At 58.5% G+C, this 19,337-nt stretch carries 18 protein-coding genes; 16 read left to right on the top strand and 2 right to left on the bottom strand.

The features are described 5' to 3' along the window. The first annotated feature begins 209 nt into the window (after nt 1-209). From CRD60_RS07010 to CRD60_RS09310, 11 genes are all read left to right on the top strand, one after another. Entirely contained in the window at nt 210-416 is a 207-nt protein-coding gene (locus tag CRD60_RS07010) for a hypothetical protein (RefSeq protein ID WP_127975670.1), read from the top strand. Next, nucleotides 392-745: a hypothetical protein gene (locus CRD60_RS07005; protein ID WP_113860578.1), complete on the top strand. Its 354-nt coding sequence runs from the start codon at nt 392-394 to the stop codon at nt 743-745. The genes CRD60_RS07010 and CRD60_RS07005 overlap by 25 nt, the downstream gene beginning before the upstream one ends. Next, nucleotides 742-1,557: a hypothetical protein gene (locus tag CRD60_RS07000; RefSeq protein ID WP_113860577.1), complete on the top strand. Its 816-nt coding sequence runs from the start codon at nt 742-744 to the stop codon at nt 1,555-1,557. The genes CRD60_RS07005 and CRD60_RS07000 overlap by 4 nt, the downstream gene beginning before the upstream one ends. Before the next feature lie 33 nt (nt 1,558-1,590). Then, entirely contained in the window at nt 1,591-1,779 is a 189-nt protein-coding gene (locus CRD60_RS08670) for a hypothetical protein (RefSeq protein WP_127975669.1), read from the top strand. 358 nt (nt 1,780-2,137) lie between these two features. Further along, entirely contained in the window at nt 2,138-2,656 is a 519-nt protein-coding gene (locus CRD60_RS06990) for a hypothetical protein (RefSeq protein ID WP_113860575.1), read from the top strand. Further along, nucleotides 2,638-2,916 (top strand): hypothetical protein, encoded by a 279-nt coding sequence (locus CRD60_RS06985; RefSeq protein ID WP_127975668.1) that lies wholly within the window; start codon nt 2,638-2,640, stop codon nt 2,914-2,916. Before CRD60_RS06990 ends, CRD60_RS06985 begins: the two co-directional genes overlap by 19 nt. Beyond that, on the top strand, nt 2,891-3,937 hold the full coding sequence (locus CRD60_RS06980) for a hypothetical protein (protein ID WP_113860573.1): 1,047 nt from the start codon (nt 2,891-2,893) through the stop codon (nt 3,935-3,937). Before CRD60_RS06985 ends, CRD60_RS06980 begins: the two co-directional genes overlap by 26 nt. Nucleotides 3,938-4,033: 96 nt before the next feature. Continuing rightward, nucleotides 4,034-4,294, top strand: a complete 261-nt coding sequence (locus CRD60_RS06975) for a hypothetical protein (protein ID WP_113860572.1) — start codon at nt 4,034-4,036, stop codon at nt 4,292-4,294. Nucleotides 4,295-4,338: 44 nt separating this feature from the next. After that, on the top strand, nt 4,339-4,974 hold the full coding sequence (locus tag CRD60_RS06970) for a hypothetical protein (RefSeq protein ID WP_236630903.1): 636 nt from the start codon (nt 4,339-4,341) through the stop codon (nt 4,972-4,974). Between the two features lie 138 nt (nt 4,975-5,112). Further along, nucleotides 5,113-6,246 carry a DUF5979 domain-containing protein gene (locus CRD60_RS08825; protein ID WP_161522209.1) on the top strand — a complete coding sequence of 378 codons (1,134 nt, stop codon included), beginning with the start codon at nt 5,113-5,115 and terminating at the stop codon, nt 6,244-6,246. Then, nucleotides 6,218-6,772 (top strand): DUF5979 domain-containing protein, encoded by a 555-nt coding sequence (locus CRD60_RS09310; protein WP_113860569.1) that lies wholly within the window; start codon nt 6,218-6,220, stop codon nt 6,770-6,772. The genes CRD60_RS08825 and CRD60_RS09310 overlap by 29 nt, the downstream gene beginning before the upstream one ends. 222 nt (nt 6,773-6,994) lie before the next feature. Here the strand turns inward: CRD60_RS09310 and msrB are convergent, their stop codons facing one another. Further along, a complete protein-coding gene (gene msrB, locus CRD60_RS06955) occupies nt 6,995-7,915 on the bottom strand; it encodes a peptide-methionine (R)-S-oxide reductase MsrB (RefSeq protein WP_236630902.1) in 921 nt (306 codons plus the stop codon). Between the two features lie 546 nt (nt 7,916-8,461). On the opposite strand from msrB, the gene CRD60_RS06950 reads away from it, so the two are divergent. The 4 genes from CRD60_RS06950 (at nt 8,462) to CRD60_RS06935 (ending at nt 14,841) form a co-directional block, all read left to right on the top strand. After that, nucleotides 8,462-12,436, top strand: a complete 3,975-nt coding sequence (locus CRD60_RS06950) for a DEAD/DEAH box helicase (RefSeq protein ID WP_161522208.1) — start codon at nt 8,462-8,464, stop codon at nt 12,434-12,436. A 244-nt stretch (nt 12,437-12,680) separates the two neighbouring features. After that, entirely contained in the window at nt 12,681-13,289 is a 609-nt protein-coding gene (locus CRD60_RS06945) for a hypothetical protein (protein WP_127975665.1), read from the top strand. A 49-nt stretch (nt 13,290-13,338) separates the two neighbouring features. Beyond that, complete coding sequence (locus CRD60_RS06940) at nt 13,339-13,989, top strand: ABC transporter permease (RefSeq protein WP_113860566.1); 651 nt, start codon at nt 13,339-13,341, stop codon at nt 13,987-13,989. Nucleotides 13,990-14,280: 291 nt separating this feature from the next. Next, entirely contained in the window at nt 14,281-14,841 is a 561-nt protein-coding gene (locus CRD60_RS06935; protein WP_330848985.1) for an ABC transporter ATP-binding protein, read from the top strand. A 283-nt stretch (nt 14,842-15,124) separates the two neighbouring features. On the opposite strand, the gene CRD60_RS06930 is transcribed toward CRD60_RS06935, so the two are convergent. Further along, the gene (locus CRD60_RS06930) at nt 15,125-16,339 is read right to left on the bottom strand and encodes a nucleotide disphospho-sugar-binding domain-containing protein (RefSeq protein WP_161522207.1); all 1,215 of its coding nucleotides are present in this window, start codon (nt 16,337-16,339) and stop codon (nt 15,125-15,127) included. An 827-nt stretch (nt 16,340-17,166) separates the two neighbouring features. Here CRD60_RS06930 and CRD60_RS06920 point away from each other — a divergent pair. Then, nucleotides 17,167-19,194 carry an HsdM family class I SAM-dependent methyltransferase gene (locus tag CRD60_RS06920; protein ID WP_113860612.1) on the top strand — a complete coding sequence of 676 codons (2,028 nt, stop codon included), beginning with the start codon at nt 17,167-17,169 and terminating at the stop codon, nt 19,192-19,194. Nucleotides 19,195-19,337 lie beyond the last annotated feature (143 nt).

Raw genomic sequence — 19,337 nt, 5'->3', positions numbered from 1 at the left:
CTATCGTGGGAAAGGAATGACACCTAAGAAGTTGAGAATCCACAAGGTGCAATGTCGATTGTGGTATCCCTTTCTGGGTGTCGGTCTGTAGCACAGTGATGGGGGAATAATTGAACACGCGAATTTTGCGCGTCTTTTCGGCGCACTGATTTTGATAAGCCTTACTGGGTTTCTTTGCAACAGCCGCAACGTTGATGGAGGGCATTGTCGTGCCAGTAACAGCCAACGCCGCAGTGGGTCCAGAGGCGACTTTCTCGGCTCAGCTGGTGAATGCCGACACTGATCCTTTGCCGGCGCATTCCGGAAAGATCAAGGTGGAGACAGGCAAATCCGTCTTCTACCTGGTGGTCAATATGGGCTGCCCGGCGGCCACGGGGGCCGAGGAGAGCGCTTGCGGCAAGGTACCGCAAAGCTGACCATCCCTAAGCAGTTCGTTGTCCAAGGCCAGCAAAACGGCGGCATAGCGGTGCCCGCAGGGGTCCGGTTCGGCTATCAGGAGTCGGGAACCACCAATGAGGTCACCCTGGACTGGGACAATCTCATTGAGCCCCAGAACGCCGTCATGGTGCCTCTGAATTTTGCCGAGAACACCATCTACGATGACTACAACGGCAAGGAGACCTCCATCCAGACTTTGGCAGCGTCACCAAGGATGGTGCCTGGGCCAACAGCGGCAGCTAGGATTTCGGCTCCACAAGCATCCCGATTATCCAAGTGGACCATAAGAATGCAGCCGTCAAGTTGAGCAAGACGAAGTGGAGTCTCAACGGCCAGGAGGTCGATCATGTAGCTGTGGACAGCGACGCCGATATCAGCTCCTTGACTCAACTTCAGATCCAATCCAACGCCAGTGCCAAGCTGACTCTGACGGAACCGTCCGCAAGTGCACTGCAACCTGGCTACAGCTATGTCTTTGATGCCTTCGACCTGGAATATCTGACCATGGCCCTGCCTGCTGGTCTCGATTCTGCCAGCTATGGCAAGGGCACCGTAATCTACCAATGCGGGGACCAGCAGTTTCCCGCCGACTTCACGGCCACCCAGGCCGGTGCCAAGGCCCAGGTTCCCGCAGCCTGCTCTGGTGTGACCGGTTACGTCCTGACCTTCGACAATGTCAAGGCCCAATCCACCGTGAGCTCCTTGGCCTCCTTCAAACTTCGCAAGACCCTGAGGGGCAAGAGCGAGCCCGTCGTGACCGCCCAGCAACGTCAAAGTTACTACACTGACGGCGGTGACATCGTAGCCTCCTTCACGACAGGAGAGACTCCGGCGGGGCCGATGCCGTATTTCCGGGATATTCGTGTTGATGCCCTGGTCCCCGTGCCCCAGCTCGACCAGGAGTGGACTTCTGACATACGCCATGACAATAAGGCGGTCAGCGGTTCCCAAGAGCCGACGACGCTGACCCAGCACTTCTATAATGCCGGTCCGGTTGATTTGACCTCCCTTGACCTGCGGGCCCCCAGTGATGGCAGCGAAGCGCTGCTTTATAACGCCATTACCGCTAAGCCTAAACTGACTTGGCCTCAAGGTGCCCAGAAGGCCAAAGTCATCTAGAGCTATTACGACAATGCCCACCAGCTGGTGACCTTGTCGGCACAGACCATCAGCCGGGGCGCCGCTCTGCCTGACCTCCCCGCCGGTGTGGGCTGGGATAGGGTAGCCGGACTCTCCCTGAGCTTCACGGCCACCGTCGGCTCACCCATGCCCAAGGGCTGCACCACCAATGGCTGCAAGGGGTCCCTGGTATACAAGAGACCCTGCGCGACAAGCTTCTGAGTGACAGCAGAGACATCTCCACGCCGCAGCGCTACGAGCAAGCGGTGCCCATGAAAGCGAGGATCAAGGCCACAGCCTCCTTCGGAGCGGAGTCCGGCGACATTGAACCGGTCCAGTCCCAGGAGATGCTCACCAAGCCCGCCTTCGGCGTCGGTGCATCCTCCAAGCCGAGCGGCAGTCCCCGGGTCACCTATGCCCCGACCGGAAAGAACGAGGCCGGCGATTTTTGGAGCCGGGGCAAGAGCTATGGACAGCAGGATTACCATCAGCACAAATTGTCCTTCACCATTGAAAGCCGGAGCACTGATACAAAGACACACGTGGCGCCAAGAAGCTGGTCCTGTCGGATCCCATCCAGGTGGGTTCCAACGGCTATGGCCTGGGATCACTCAAAGATGACTTCTTCAATTTCGCCAAACTCACCTCTCTGAAGCCCAATGGCATAACCTGCAGCAGCAAGCTCTCCTCTGGGGCGGTCACCTGCAAGAGCGAGCTCCAGATCTGGGTGGTGGACAAGGTTGACGGTCCCAGCACCGTAACCTTGCAGCCCTATGCCGCCAGCCTTCCACTGGAACAAATCGTGGGCCTGCAGCTGACCATCACACCTGGCAAGGGTGAGACCCTACCGGCCGATGTCGTCTGCAGCATCGACGCGGGTGAGGTCAAGTGGCGCCAGACCGCTCTGACTGACGGCATCGCTGGGGTGGCAGGCAAGGACGTCAACCCTGACAACTACCCGCACCTGTCTGGTTCCTCGCCGAACGACGAACTGAACACTGGTATGAGGACCGCGAGAACCGCGCCTTCGCCCATAGCAATTCTATGGTCAATGACGGTGATCCCGTGTACAACGCAGACATGGGACATACGGAGATGATCCTCATCGAGCGCCCACGAAGCTCCTACAAGACCATTCCGGAGGACGCAAGCGTGGGCATTGGCGCTCAGTCAGCTGGAGGTGATCTGTCCCCGAGCAACCCCTTCCAGCTGGTCACCCTCAATGGGCTGACGAAGATCGAATACCCCTCACTGGCTGACCATGACGCGCACAAGGCAGACGCCCATCTGCAGTTCTACCTGTGGAAGGGAGGCAAGATGGTCGCGGCCGACGATGTCATCAACATCCCGGATTCCTGACAGCATCAAGCTGGACGAGGTCGTGGGCTTGACTCTCAGCTTCTCCACACCCGGCCAACTGATCAAATCCAGTAGCGACAACAGGGGCATCCTGGTCTTGGAAAACGAGCTTCGTGACAAGGTCAGGTCCGCCTCAACCGGCTACGACTTCACCCAAAGCGGCCATGTGTTCAATCCCGGTGCCTACAACGAGTATGTGGTCTCCCCGCCCTTCTCACTTGATGCCGGCGCCTCCATCACCGGTCCGCAGGATTGTACCGTCAACCCCAAGTGGAACGGCAAGGATTGCATCAACGGGGATGGCCCGGATGGCATGGGGCAGGAGGCTGTGGCCCGGCCCACATCCCCGATTGAGACTACGACCAACAAGGGCAAGGCGGTCCAAGACACCGCTTCTCCTCTGTACGCAGCCTCGGTCTTCGTTGTAGGCACCCGCTACAACGTGGGGGCCAAGGTCGAGGAAGCCGGGGATTCCCAGGTGGCCCGAGACCAGCGGCCGACCTACACCAGCAGGATCAGCGTGACCAATACCGGCAACGCCGGTGCTGATCAGCTTCAGCTATCCACAGCCAAGGAACTGGGTGACAACCCACCTGCGGTCAAGGCCCAGGTCTGGGATCTGAGCCAGCAGCCCAAGGACACCCCCAACTACAGCTTGCTGCCCAACTCCTTCTTCGACACCAACGATGTCCAGACCCTGTCGCTTGAGCTCCCCGATCCATCACAGGCCTACATGACCTTACGTACGGATGACACCCCGGGCACCGTAGGAGGCGGCAAGTGGACCAAGTGGTTCAAGGTGACTTCTGGGGCGGTGACCCTGCCTGCGGGCATCACGGCCAAAGAGATCACAGGGCTCCGTTTGAAGGTCATTGGAGGCACGCCTACGGATTCGGGTCTGATCGAAGCCGGCGATAGCGCGGTCGTGACCATTGAATCCCGTCTTCGCGCCAGTCTGCGGTCCAAGTCCACGGACAAGGCACCCATCGGAGAACCCACCCATATGGATGGGAGCCGGTAGACCTGGTGGGTCCCGATCAGTGTCTTTGGGTAGCTTGTGCTCCAGGTCTCCGGTGGCCTGGCCCAGATCATGGACACCGCCTGCGCTGAGTAGAATATGATCGTCTCCCTAGGGTTCAGCTACCCCAAGGCCTACAAGTTCGTAAAGAACTACGATCCGGCCACCAACATAGGTGATACCGAATCCTATGGGTATCCGGGCGACTATCTAAACTTCTACCTGGTGCTCGACAACGAGAAGCGGGCTGACACGGCCACCATATACAACCCAGCCATCCGTGATTACCTGGACGACCAACTGGTCTACACTCGCGCCTGTGGCAGGTGGCCTACGCGCCAAGCCGCTACAAGGGGGTGAGGCCCGCCCTCGTCGTGGGTTCAACAGGTAACACGGTGAAGACCATGACCTGGACCTGGGGGAACATGACCCTTGAGCCGGGGGAGTGTCTGGTCATCAAGCTGCCACTCCAGGTGGGAACTGGTCAGGCCGCCACTCAGACCAATCAGATCACCGTGGCTGCGGACAAGTCCAAGGCCGGCCTGCCCTCCAGCACGACCGAAACTGTCTGCGACAGGAACTTTTCCGGAACAGGTTCCTGCAAGGTGCAGGTCAGGATCCAAACCCACCAGGCGGCCAAGACGGAACTGGAGAAATACGTCGATGCCGGCGGGTTCTCCGACACCCTGCCCGATGGTAGCGATTGCGACGTGCCCAACAGAATAACCTGGGGCGGTTCCGACTGGGTCAAGAGTCCCTGCCACCGGCAGACGACTCCTGGGGAGGAACTGACCTACCGCATCAAGGCCTACAACGCTGGTAGCTCCGATACTCAGTCCTTCCGGGTGGTGGACGAGTTGCCCATGGTCAACGACAAGGTAACGGTGGTCGATGCCCTCCGGGGCACCACCATCACCCCGGAGTACGTCCAGGGTTCGGCCCGTGTGCTCGCGGACCAGGATGTGCAGGCGCTTGGTGCCCGTGACGATGTCAGTGCCAAGACGGAATACACTTCGGCGACAGACCCCTGCGCGCTCTAGGATTCCGAGGAGAAGACAGGCCGGCTGGTATGTGCGCAGCATGGTGCCATATGGAAGGGTGATGACCAGGGGCTGACCGCGGCGGCCATCAAGTTCACCGTCAGGGCCGATGGCACCAGGTTCAAGCCCGGTGAGTACGTGGTTTTGGAATACAAGGTCCGCGTACCGGCCAAGGCAGCTGAGGGTGATGCCATCGTCAATTCCGCAGCTGTGATTGGTCGGGCCAGCGACAGCTCCATCTGGGGCTCCGCCGAGGAGTCCGTACCGGTTGAGACCAAGGTCGCCAAAGGTTCCTACACCATGCACCTGTCCTATGAGGACCAGCAACCTGTGGCTGACTGGCACATCAATAAGGCCCGGTTCGCCGTCTCCTATGCCTGCAAGGGGCCGAGCTGGACTCCCGCTGGCTACGACGGCGCCAAGCGGGGCACGGTGAACATGGGCGAGTTCACCGCAGTGGACCAGACCTTCTCGTCCACTGTGGATGTCCTGCTCTTGGGTACGACCTGCCAGGTGACCGGTATGGATTACCATCCCGACGGCTACCAGGAGCAGCAGGACCGCTATGGTCAGGCCACTGAAAGCAAGCTGGCTGAAGGCTACGGATACGTCTCCAACGGCGTGCAGACCGTCGTTGGCACCAAGGACGACGGCAATAAGCCCCAGGGCCGGCTCAAGGTCGGGTTCAAGGCCACCTCGGTCAAGGTCAGTAAGCGAGTTCAGGACCAGACCGGCCGCATCGACTCCCATCAGACCTACGGGTTCGGTGCTGACTGCTCCCTGGGCAGCCGCAAGGGATTGCATGAGCGGTTCGAACTGGCGGACGGTGACGAACATGTCTTTGAGGACCTGCCCATCGGTATCAGCTGCCGGGTCTCTGAGCACAATGCCAAGGGGGCCAGCAAGACTGATGCCATCATCGGTGTCGCCTCTGCCTCACTGACTCCGGCCACTCCCAAGCCTGGTGTGATCCCGCCGGCGGCCCCGGTCTCCCAGCAGCCGGCCTCTCCAGTCCCCTCCTCTCCGGCGAAGGGGCAAGCTGCCGGCCCGGCAGACACCAGTCAAGGCAGACGGCAAGGACAGGGTCCTGAAGCTGGACAATATCGCTGGACCCAGCACCGGTTACAAGATGGCGGTCACCAACACCTTCCAGGTCGGCAAGCCACTGACCATCACGGAGAAGACCAAGGTGAACTACGGACCTACTCCGGCAGTCCACTACACGGTAGGGCTCTCCTGCCTGGTGGAAGGCAGCCCAGTCGACCTGACTAAGAACGAGGCTAGCCACAGCTTCGACCTCAAACAGGGTGATGGGCAGGGGTCCTATGTGGTTGATTCCGTGCCAGTGGGCAGTATCTGCAGCATTCGGCAGACAGAGAACGCCGGTGCCCTGTCTACCGAGGTTCAAGACAGCAGCAGTATGGGAAGCACTACTGACGGTCAGGTGGAGATTGGTGCCGGTGACCCGCAGCAGGTGACCTTCATCAACAGCTTTCATGTTGATGAGCCGGTCATCCCGGCACCGGCACCAGCACCCGCGCCTACCCCCGCACCGGTGCCTGGGCCTAAGCCTACGCCTGCCCCCGTGCCAGCGTCCAGACCGAAGCCGGCCACAACCCCTGCGGCGGCCGAGGTCCCCAAACGAGTCCCGAAGCCCGTACCGGTTCTGGCTGCGACCGGTGTGTCAGTCTCGGTCTTGCTGATGCTGGGATTCGTGGCCCTCCTCTCCGCCACCCTGCTGTCCGGGGGAAGGTCCAGGTCTGGTGAAGGCGTGGAAGCCAAGCACAGCAGCATCTAGCGGTCTCTGATTCGCCAAACGGCCATCAGTCCCTGAGAAGGAATTGATGGCCGTCTGCTGTTGGGGGGGGGGGGGTGGAAGGCTCCCAGAGATTGGAAATTGCTTGGGCAAGGTGAAACCGCATGTCTTCCTTGCCCATTGAATTAGGGAGAAAGACAGGCGGTTTCTATGATGCTCGACCTGCTGAAGGGGCGGTCACGGAGCTATGTCTGGGTGCTTGGCTCAAGCGCGCTCATCCAACGAGCTCAGCAGATCCCCATATCCCTCGGCCTCCATCCGGTCCTTGGGAACGAAGCGCAAGGAGGCGGAATTCATGCAGTATCGAAGGCCGCCCAGGTCTGCTGGGCCATCTTCAAAGACATGACCCAGGTGGATGCCTGACTGGGCTGACCGGATCTCGACCCGTGGTCTGCCCGGCAGGCTCTTGTCCTGATAGCCCTTGACCAGGTCAGGGTCGATGGGCTTGGAGAAGGCGGGCCAGCCACAACCGGCATCGAACTTGTCGGTCGAACGGAAGAGGGGGGTGCCGCTGACGATGTCCACGTATATGCCGGGTTCAAATGTCTGGTCGTAGACGTTGTCAAAGGGGCGCTCGGTCGCCGCCTGCTGGGTGACCGCGTACTGTTCTGGGGTCAGCTGCCAGACACGTTCGATGACTTGCTGTCGCTTGCCGACATTGAGGATCTTGGGCAGGGAGATATGGCAGTAGCCGCCCGGGTTCTTGTTCAGGTAGTCCTGATGGTCGTCCTCGGCTGGGTAGAAGTTCTCGAGGGCCTCCACGGCCACCACGGGTTCACGCCGGGTCAGCCCAGCCAGCTCTTTGACGGCTTGTCGGTAGCAGGCCTCCTGGGGCCCATCGGTGAAGAACATGCCGGACCGGTATTGGCGACCGACGTCATTGCCCTGCTGATTCAGAGAGAAGGGGTCGATCACATCAAGGAAGAGCAGGGCCAGGGACCGCAGGCTGAGCCGTTCCGGATCGAAGGTGACCTTGACGGTCTCAGCCGCATCGGTCTCACCGGAACATACCTGCTCGTAGGAGGGCCTGGCCAGCTTGGACTGGGCGTAGCCCACCTGGGTGTCCAGTACCCCATCCATGCCCTGCATGTAGCGTTCCAGACCCCAGAAGCAGCCGCCGGCCATATAGGCTGTCTGGCTCTTGGCTGAACTGGCCTGCCCCGCTGTCGGGTCCTGCCCGACGGCTTGATTGCGGTCCTCTTGCCCTGGCTGATGGTCTGTGCCTGTCATGCTGCCCCCCGTGGCTGCTGTGGTGATGGTCTGCGGCGATTGTGGGTCTTCCCCTATGTTCGCCATCCTGGTGTTGCCAGTATGGCACGGCTCCGTCCACTCAGCCAAGAGAGGATTCACATGCTGACTGGAGGCGGATTCGTCGGGTGCGAACTGATGGTGTGGCCGCATGTGGGGGAGCGGTGCCGGAACTTTGAGGGTGTCCTTTGCCCGCTCCGCCCCAGCGTCCTGGCATCTGCCCGCTCCGGCAGCCTTAGTCCGCAGCGAACAGGGCGATTCAATATTCTCTTGGCCGATACCCTGGCATGGACTAAACTGGGTGAGTTGCCCTACTGGGCCGCAGGTAGCTTGGCGAATGCCGGTGATGGGCGAATCAGGAGAAGGTCGTCGGTCCAGGGCGGCGGGGTGTTTGCATATAGGACGAGAGGGGATTGCGGCAGAGTGGATTGGCATACATCGGTCTATGGGGCACGCACGGGTGACGCCGGGGGCTATGGCTTCCATGCCGATGATGATGAGAATGAGCTGGCTGTCGCCTTCGGACAGCGTGCCATCGTCTCCGATGCGCGACTGCGTCAGCGGGCGGGCAAATCCTACTATCGGGCCTACGAGGTGGTCTCCGGCCACCGGCTCCACAATCTGAGCGCAATCGACGATGGTGACCAGCTCACTCTACGGGGCCAGGTCCGCAATGTCTACGAGTTTGCCGAGGACTATGAGGTCTGGGTCAAGGTCGGACTGCAGACCCGGGACATCACCGACTCCTCCTGCAACTGTCCGGCATTCGGACGCTATGGGGCCATCTGTAAGCATGTGGTGGCGCTGATACTATGCTACAACGAGTCCTCCGAAAACTTCGAAACTGACGGAGTCAACGGCCCTGCTGCTGGCCGGGGGGCTGGTTTTGCCGGGGGGCTGGGTCGGCTGGGCCAACCGGTCAAGCAGACCTCCTCCACCCTCCGGGCCTTCATGCGCCAGGAGGAGGACGAGCGTCGCCAGCAGCGCAGGAACCGCGAATTGGAGCTGCTCAAGGAGGTTGATAATCGGGCAGAGGCCGAGCACAACGGCGACGGCATCATGGCCACACGCCACATGCCCATTGGGTCGGTCAGTCTGCGGCCCAGCCTTGAGGCGGGCATTCACTCCTGGTTCCTGCGCCTGCGCATTACGGTGCCCAGCCGAGGCGTATCCTACGTGGTCAAGGATCTGGCGCAACTGACTCAGGCCGTCCGTCGGCGCAGCTATGTCTCCTACGGCAAGAAGCTGGCCTTTGTCCACTCGGCGGACACCTTCGATCCGGTGTCACGAAGTCTGCTGGACATCATCGACCGGGCTATGGAAATCAGGCAGAGCTCCGACTCCTACAGTGGCTACCGCCGGACCAAGGCGGAGAAGGGGGCGATCTCCCTGTCCCAGGATGAGGTGAGCCAGATACTGGACCACTTTGTGGACGCCAGCCGGACTGTGGACTACCTGTCGCCCGGCCAGTACTCCACACAGCCAGTTCCCGTCCGCGTGGTGGACGGCGATCCCGACCTGGGCCTGGCGATCGAGGAGGATACGGAGGCCGCCAAGGAACCCGCACGGCCCGGCCGGCCGGTACAACCCGGCTACTACATCAGCCATGCCCTGACCATCGAAGGCCTCATAGCGGGCCGTCAGTCCTCCTTTGTGCTGGTCCGCCCCAGCGGCGGCAACCTGCTGGATAGTACCAACAATCCGATCATCCACCGCTGCTCCCAGGAGTTCGCGGCCCAGGGCAAGCTCCTCTCCCTGCTCTGCAAGGGCGACCAGGAGCGGGACCTCTACCTGGATGGCCAGGACCTGGAGGTCTTCTCCAAGACCATCCTGCCCACATTGGTGGCCATGGAATCCGCCGCCGAACAATCTGGCCAGATGGTGGACAAGGGCAATGGGACTGGCGATTCGGCCGATGGTTCAGTGGGTCTGGCCCAACGGGTCAAGCTGCCGCCCGAGCTCAGAGCGATGAAGCAGGACCCCTGCCTCATCGAGATCTACCTGGACCGCAACCGGCGGGGTATCAGCTGCGACCTCCAAGCCAGGTACGGTGACCGTCGCTTCCATGTCTTCGACGGCATCGACCCCGGTGACCCAGTCAGCCGCGACCGTGACACTGAGAATCTGGCCATGGAGGCGGTGCGTCACTACTTTCCGCGGCCCAAGGACGGCCATATGGCCTGGCTGTCGGAGGAGGACGACAAGGCCATCTACAAGCTGCTCACCGAGGGTCTGCCGGTCTTCCGGGGCCTGGGGCAGGTCTTCTCCACCCAAGGATTCGACGGGCTCACCGTCGTATCCCATCCCACCGTCAGGTTGGGGCTGTCGGTTGTATCCGGCCTGGTCGAGGTCTCTGCCATAGCCGACGAGATCGACCCCAAGGATGTGCCCGACCTGCTTAAGAGCTACCGGAAGAAGCAGCGTTTCCACCGGTTGAGTTCCGGGGCATTCGTTGACCTCAAGCAGTTGGACACCAGCCAGGTCGATGAGCTGGTGGCCGACCTGGGGCTCAAGCCCGATGCCCTTGAGACCGGCAGCCTACAGGTCCCGGCCTATGGTGCCTACTATCTGGACAGTCAGGTGGACCCGGCCTACAAGGACCGGTCCTTCAACAGCTATGTGCATGACCTCAGGGTGGTGGACCCCAAGTGCTACCAGGTCCCGGAGGCCCTGAGCACAGTCCTGCGCCCCTACCAGGCCGAGGGCTTCCGCTGGCTCAACACCATCTGTGACAAGGGATTCGGTGGCATCCTGGCCGACGAGATGGGCCTGGGCAAGACCGTCCAGCTCCTGTCGTTCTTGGAGTCACGCCTGCCGGACTCCCGCAAGGTCGGACCCAGCCTCATCGTCTGCCCGGCCTCACTGGTTTACAACTGGCAGGCGGAATGCGGCAAGTTCGTTCCCGACCTGCGCGTGGGGGTCGTGGCAGGCAGCAAGGCCGACCGTCGCTCTGTACTGGAGGGGGCCAAGGGGCAGCAGTCTTCCGCCTACGACCTGCTCATCACCTCCTACGACCTGCTCCGCCGTGACATCGATGACTATAGGGGTCTTGAGGTCTACTGCATGGCCCTGGATGAGGCCCAGTACATCAAGAACCATGCGACCAAGTCCGCCAGGGCTGTCCGCAGGGTCACCTCCCACCACCGCTTCGCCCTGACCGGCACGCCGATAGAGAACCGCCTGTCGGAGCTCTGGTCCATCTTCGACTTCCTCATGCCGGGTATGCTGGGTTCCTACGCCCACTTCCGCGAGCGCTTTGAACAGCCCATCCTCAGTGGGGATCCGACGGCCCAGAGCAAGCTTCAGGCCTTTGTGGGGCCCTTCATCCTGCGCAGGCTCAAGGCCGATGTGCTCAAGGACCTGCCTGAGAAGATTGAGAACGTTATAACCGTTCAGCTGGAGGGTCAGCAGCGGCGGCTCTACGCAGCCCTGGAGAGCCAGATGAGGGCCAGCCTGACCAAACAGCGGGACATCGAGTTCAAGATGGGCAAGATTCAGATCCTGGCCCAGCTGACCAAGCTCCGTCAGGTCTGCTGTGACCCCAGGCTGCTCTATGCCAATGCGGGGGAGAGGAGCGAGGGCTTCGATCGAGAGGCCCTGTTTGCCGGGCAGCCCAACCGAGACCAGACCCCATCCGCCAACGCCTCTGCAGGTGTTCAGCCAGTCGCGGCATCGCTGCCCCCAGGCGAACTGGGTGAGGCCAGGCTGCTGGAGGCCGGTGCCAGTGACCTGCTTGGTGGAGACCAGGAAGGCCAAGGGCCGCTGGAACTTGGGGATGTCATCGGTTCCGCAGGGGCTGGTGATTCCGGTGGGGGCGGTCGGGGCCAGTCAGGTGTCAGCTCGAAGGCCAGTGGAGCCAAGGCCGGTAGGAGCGGCTCCTCCGCCAAGTTGGACGCCATCGAGGAACTGGTTGACTCCTGCCGGGATGCCGGGCGCAAGATGCTGATCTTCTCCCAGTTCACGTCGTATCTTGACCTGATCGCCGAGCGTCTGCGCGGCAAGGGCGTGGCCTATGACATGATCACCGGCGCGACCCCCAAGCGCAAGCGCCTGGAGTTGGTCGACCGCTTCAACCGTGACGACACCCCTGTCTTCCTGATCTCCCTCAAGGCCGGCAACACCGGTCTGAACCTGACCGGCGCCTGTGTGGTCGTCCACGCCGACCCCTGGTGGAACGCCGCGGCCCAGGAGCAGGCCAACGACCGGGCCCACCGGATAGGCCAGACCCAGGACGTCAACGTCTACCAGATCGTCGCCAAGGACACCATCGAGGAAAGGATCCTGAAACTCCAGCAGACCAAGACCGACCTGGCCGCCCGCTTTGTCGACGCTGCCTCAGCATCAGGAGCCGTCGTAGCCAGCCTCAGCAAGGATGACCTCCTCTCCCTCCTGGGCTGAGCCACTCGTATTCAGAAAACGGTTAGGAAGCTCTATGAACTTTCTAGCCAACATCCAGCCAATTCTCCCGAGATGTTCGGACTGTGACTGATAGATTCGATTCGTCAACATACGACGGCGTACACACGACTACACGGGAAGGGGCGCGAATGTATATATTCAGCAACGCTCTCAAGAACCTATGGAGAAACAAGGGCATGAACATACTCTTCGCCATCATCGCCATATGCACCATGGGGTACTGGTGCGCAACGCATCCGGCAGCCTGATCGACGGCTACCAGCAGCAGTTCGGGTCCAAGGTGACCCTGACGCCAGACATGAGCGGCGGCATGAACGCCAAGCCCTCGGCCCCGCCCTCCAACGAGCAGATGATCGAGTTCGGCCAGTCCGATCTCCTGCAGAAGGCCGACTACACGGCCAAGGCATCCATCCTGCCCGACAAGCTCACCATGATCGATGAGATGGACGAGAAGACCAAGGCGCAGACCCATATCCAGATGATGGGCGGCGGACCCGAGGGCGAAGGGCAGGCCTCCGGCCCGGCAAACATGCCCAAGACCTCCCTGCTCGGCTACGACTCGGCCAACATCAGCGAAGACTTCAGCTCCGGCAAGCGCAAGATTGTAGAAGGCAAGGTCTATGCGCCCGGCAATAAGGAATGCCTCATCAGCCAGCAGCTGGCCAAGCTCAACAACCTCAAAATAGGAGACAAGAACAACCTCCTGGGCTTGATCGAGGGGGCCTCGGCTGAATTCACCATCTCCGGCATCTACTCCGACTCCACCATGGAGGGGCAGGCCAAGATGCCCTTCAAAGACCCCTTCATGAACCGCAACAACACGAAATACTGACCTCACAGGACGCGGCCCTGTCAACCCCCTCTTCAACAACTCAGGCTACGTGGACGCCCAGTTCTACCTCAAGAACCCCAAGGACCTGTACGCCTTCCACACGGAACTGACAGCCAAGGGGCTGCCCAAGGACTACAAGGTCACCACCGATGCCTCCGCCTACAAAAAGCTGACCGCACCCGTCGAAAGCCTGCAGAAGCTGGCCACCGTGTTCTTGGTCTTGGTGATTGTGCTGGGGGCCGTGGTGCTGCTGTTCGTATCGCTGATGAACATGCGCTCGCGGACCTACGAGATTGGTGTGCTGCGTGCGATAGGCATGAAGAAGGGCAAGGTCTCCGCAGGGCTCATCTCCGAGGTCCTGGTCATGGTGGCCGTCTGCCTGCTGGCCGGACTGGGCGTGGGCTACGCCGCCACACAACCCGTGGCCGAATCCATGCTGCAGGGGCAGCAGACCTCCTACGAGCAGCAGCAGAAGGACTCCGAGGAAGGGCCTGAGGGCGGTGTCGTCTTCCAGGGATTGCCCGGCCAGAGCGATGCGCCCAAGGACGTCAAGCCCACCAAGATCGCGGCCCGGATGGACGGCAAGTCCCTGGGGCAGATCGTGGGTATCTCCCTGGACATCGTGGTGCTGGCCTCCGCAGTGAGCGTCACCTATATAACCCGCATGGAACCGCGACGGATACTGGCCCAAGGAAACTGAGATATGGTCATCAGTTCCATCAGTTCCTTCATTTCCACGTCCCCTTGTACCGCTTTTACCGCCATAGGAGCAAACGAGGAGTAACGAATATAAGCAAAGCAATGAACCCACTGAGCCCAATCAACCCAATGCGAAGACCTCGGCCAGCGTGCCAACCAAGACGGCCGTGAGGGTCGCGGAGCCGGGGGAGAGCGTGCTGTCCCTCAAGCAGGTCTCCTACCGCTACAGCAAGAACCAGCGGGCCGTGCTCAAGGACATCACGGCGCCTTCGAGCCCGGCAGGCTCTACACCATCATCGGCAAGTCCGGCGCCGGCAAGACCACCCTGCTCTCGTTGATCTCCGGCCTGGACACGGCCACCGGTGGCGAGGTGCTCTACCGGGGGCAGAACGTGGGCAAGCTGGACCGCGACAACTACCGGGCCCATAGCGTCGGCACCATTTTTCAGGGCTACAACCTGCTGACCAACGCGACTGCCCTGGAGAACATCGTCCTCTCCATGAACATCAGCGGTGTCAAGGGCGGCAATAAGAAGCAGACCGCCCTGGAGTTGCTGGAGCGAATCGGCATCGACCGGGAGACCGCCAACCGCAAGGTCCTGCAGCTGTCCGGCGGCGAGCAGCAGCGCGTCGGTATCGCCCGCGTCCTGGCCCACAACCCCGACGTGATCATCGCCGACGAGCCCACCGGCAACCTGGACCGCGACACCCGCAAGACCATCATGGACATCCTGGCCCGCCTGGCCCACGACGAGGGCAAGTGTGTGATCGTAGTCACCCACTCCCAATCCGTCACCGACCGCGCCGACGATGTCTTGGGGATACTGCAGGGAACACTGAGCCGGGTGAGGTAGATGAAATAGCTGCATCCAGCGGCAGGCCATATGAGACTGATTCCGCCGGGTGTACACACATGGGCCGGTTTCCGTTTCTTGCATTAATAGCAAGAAGGACCGGCCCATGTCTTGTATCTCTTGAAGAAGTAGGCCCGTAGTGAATAGCAAGAATGAATAGCAAGCAGGACAATTCCGATGTTTTCGTTTCTGCATGTTGGTAGCAATCAATCGGAGATGGATAAAAGTTTTATAAGGTCATCAACCAGCTGTTGATTGCCTCCGGCCTTATGTAGATCTAGGCTCATCTGCTTAAGGTTCTGGTGAATTTCGGTGGAATGCAGCAGTTGACGGGCTGCCTGACTGATTGCTCTAGGGGCTTGGGGAGGACCTGGCCCAGTTCCAGCTCCTGGACGCGGGCGGCGACAGTGGGCTGGTCGTCGGCCATGGGGACCACCAGCATGGGGACCTGGTAGTAGAGGGCTTCATTGACGCTGTTCATGCCGCCATGGGTGATGAAGAGGGCGGCCTCTTTGAGCACGGCTATCTGGTCGACCGAATCAAAGACCTGAACATTGGCTGGCAGGGTGCCAAGCTTGGCCCTGTCGAAATGACGTCCCACCGACATGACCAGTCGGACCGGCTGGTTGGCGACGGCCGCGATGCAGGAACGGTAGAAGAGGAGAAACGTGCTGAAAAGCGTGCCCAACGAGGCATATATGAGCTGTGGTTGCTGCGACTGTTGTGGTGGTTGTGGATGTGTGCTGGCAGTGTTGGCTGGATTTGTCTCGTGCCTGTCCTGGTCGGGCGTAGTAATTATGACGGTCGATGCGTCAGTAGCCGTCGTTTTGGCGGGAGCAGTATGAGGGGAGCCTGTGTTGTCAACTCTGGTAGGTTCGTTGTATGACTGTTCTGTAGGTTTCCTGCCGTCAGCCTGAGTGCCATCTGATCGAAGGTCCGCCAGATTCTCACATCCACGCCCGTCGAGGGATGGCCCTATGAACTTGAACTTGTCTGCTGGAAAGCTGTCGCCATCAATCTGGAAGGACCGCGAAGTGTAGACGTAGGTCAGGGTCGGATGGTTCTCGGTCATCTTAGTGATGAGGTTGTCGTTTTGTATTAGCCCTCGCTTCTGCATGAGCCGTGACAGGGGTTTCAGCAGCAGGTCGCTGCCCATGAGACCGCTGACATGAAGGCCGCCGGAGCCCGACATCCTCCTGAAGATGTCCCGGTTATAGGCGAAGGTTGAGTAGAAGCGGATGGTGGGGATGCCTAGGCGGTCTGCCAGACACTTGCCATAGGCGAAGATGCCACCCTCATAGAGAAGCGCCGCATAGTCTCCGCTTTCTCCCAGCCGTAGCAGGGTGCGAGGAGCCGCGAAGAAGACCTCCACCGTGCTCTGCGTTTTCGTGGGGTGCTCCGGGTAGTTGTCATAAGGGACAAAGGTCGCACCCGTCTCCTCGATCTCGCGTCTCCATCGCGAATCGCAGATATAGGTAACCTCGAACCCCGCCTCCACCAGCGTCCTTACCGACCCCAGCGTCGGATTGATATGCCCCCAATAAGGCACATTGACCATGAGCAGACGAACAGCATGGCGTGGACGGTCGGTCCCATTGAGCCGGACTGTGTCCGTTGCCTTCTCAACGGTTCTGGTTATCACAGTATCAGTGCCTGTGTCCGTGTCCCTGTTCATCGGGAATCGACTGCCCACATTGCTCTTCATGAGCTGAGCATATCTTCATCAGGTGTGATTCAAACGCAGAAGTTCAAGGTTCGGAACGGTTGACTCACCCTTGAAATCTCCGGTCTTGTATTAAACCGTATGGTTTCGAGATTAATTGATATCAAAGAGATGGGTGTTTAAGCTTTTCCGCTCGTCTACCTAGTTGACCGATACCCGGTCTGACCCTCTGCAAAATCACCTCCTATGGCTTTGACTGGATATTCAGCTCTGGCTCGAGTGAAATTGTTCAGCATGATTTCGCCCCAATCACAACTCAACTTGTCCGCCAGCATATTGTAATTATGTCAGCATACCTATGAAATTATGTGACATCATATTCGGAATGTACAGTTTAAACGAACAAAGGAGGTAACCATGGTGAGAATATCTACCACGACCGTGTGCATAGATTCCGAGTTCAAACTGAAGAATCCAGTCAAATCTTCGAAAACCTCGGACCGTCGCCCTCTGGGGTTAGCGCCATATCCTTCAAAGCCGTGGTGTGGGAGCGAGGGCTGCCATTCGATGTTAAGTAGGTAGCAGATGGTGGGAATATCATAAACAGCGCGGCGAGTACATGAGTATTTTGCCATTATAGACAAATGAAGCCGGGAGGATACGTGACAAGCATCGAGGAGAAAGTCGAAGAACATTTCAAAGCAGTTTTGGATGATTTCGGCATTCGACATTTTGGCAAAACAGAAGGAATCAACGACTCCATTACCAAAGCGCTTAAGGAAGCAGAGTCAAAATCAGGTGGCTCAGGCAAGAACTATCCAGATATTCAGCTTTTACTGCAAAACAGGGCACGTAGGGATATTCCTGTGATGATAGAAGCCAAGGGGACAAAGAATAAGCTGGAGAAATTGACCTCTGACGGTGATATTGAACTGGTATCGAGTGGCAAGAACCCGAATCGCGCCGTACAACAGTTCGCTGTGAACGGTGCTCTGCACTATGGCCTCGCGATTTTGAACGAAGGCACGTACAGCGAGGTGGTCGTCATCGGCATCAACGGCACGACGATGGAGAATGGTAGGGTCCAGGACCCGGAGATCAAGGCATACTATGTGTCGAAGAAGAACGACGAGGTTCCGAAAGAGCTGGTTGGCTTCGACTTCGCTCAGATGAAGGAACCGAATATTGACACGTTCTATGCCGAACTCGACGAGTTGTCTTTGACGGCTTCGGAGAAAGAGAAAATCAAGCGAGATAAAGAGGAATTGCTGGAGCAAAGCATCAAAGATATCCATCAGAGAATCTACGATGACACAAGTCTAAAGACTCTACTAAGCACTAACGCAAAACTATACCTTTTCTGCGGTCTCATTATGGCGGGATTGACGACAGAAGGTGTAAAACCTCTTGAAATATCTGATTTTCATAGCAACGACGACGACTACGACAATGATGGTAGTCTCGTTCTGAACCGAACACAATCCTTCTTACGCAAAAAGAATAGCTCGAGGGATAAAGTTGACATGGTGTTGGACTATCTGAAGCCTGTATTTGAGAAGCGTGATCTTTGGAAGCCTGAGAAAGGCGAAAGCACCATCAAATCTATATATAAACAGATAAAAGCCGATATCCTGCCCCTGTTGGAAGGCAGCGTCCATCTGGATTTCACAGGTAAAATCCTAAACAGTTTGACCGATTGGGTATCTATTGAAAACGACAAGCGGAACGATGTCGTGCTGACTCCGCGTTTCGTGACGAATCTGATGGCGCGAATCACGAGGACGGACAGGGACTCATTCGTTTGGGATACGTGCATGGGATCGTCAGGTTTTCTGGTGTCGGCTATGGAACTCATGATTGAAGATGCAAAGATTTGCATAAAAGATGTTCAGGAGTTGGATGACAAGATCGACAACATCAAACGTAACCAGCTGCTCGGTATTGAGATTCTGGGAAACATCTACCTACTTGCTGTACTAAACATGATCCTCATGGGCGATGGTTCGTCGCAAATCATCTGTGGCGACTCGCATAAGGAAGTTCCACGATTCATTGAGAACCATAACTTTCCTGCGAACGTTTTTCTATTGAATCCACCCTATTCGGCACCGGGCAAAGGACTTGTTTTCGTCCAAGAGGCATTATCCCGTATGAATACGGGATATGGTGCCGTTTTGATTCAGGAAAACGCTGGAAGCGGACAAGGGGACGTGTATTCCAAGCGGATTCTGGAGAAGAATACGCTGATTGCAAGTGTGCATATGCCCTCAGATCTTTTTAATGGCAAGTCATCCGTGCAGACTGCAATCTACCTGTTCGAGGTCAACCGCCCACATGAAGAGGATGACGTCGTGACGTTCATCGATTTCAGCAACGATGGGTATAGTCGTCAAAATCGTAAGAAATCAACGCAAAAAGTCAACCTGAGAAACACGGATCATGCTATCGAACGTTATGACGAACTGACGGCTCTTTGCCTTGGCAAGAAGCCAAAGACCGACTATTACACTGAGGCGAACGGTCTTGTCATCAAGGATACGATTTCGCTAAAAGGCGACGACTGGACATTCGGTCAGCACAAGAAGATAGACATCACTCCGACAGAAGATGACTTCAAGAAGAACGTCGCTGACTATCTCGCCTGGAAGGTGTCTACAATGCTGAAGGGTGAAGATAATGCTGATATTTAAACAGTTTGCATTGGGTGACCTCTTTGAGTCTTCCACCGGCGATATTGATCTGCAACAGAAAGATGTTAATGGTAAAGGTTGTTTCTTGATTAACAGTGGCTTGGACAATCGAGGTATCAAGGGCAGGACAGATAGACCTGCAA

This window comes from Bifidobacterium aemilianum (assembly GCF_003315635.1).
Classification (GTDB): Bacteria; Actinomycetota; Actinomycetes; order Actinomycetales; family Bifidobacteriaceae; genus Bifidobacterium; species Bifidobacterium aemilianum.
The sequence above is the reverse complement of the archived record's forward strand: the minus strand, read 5'-3'. Positions and strand labels throughout refer to the sequence as shown.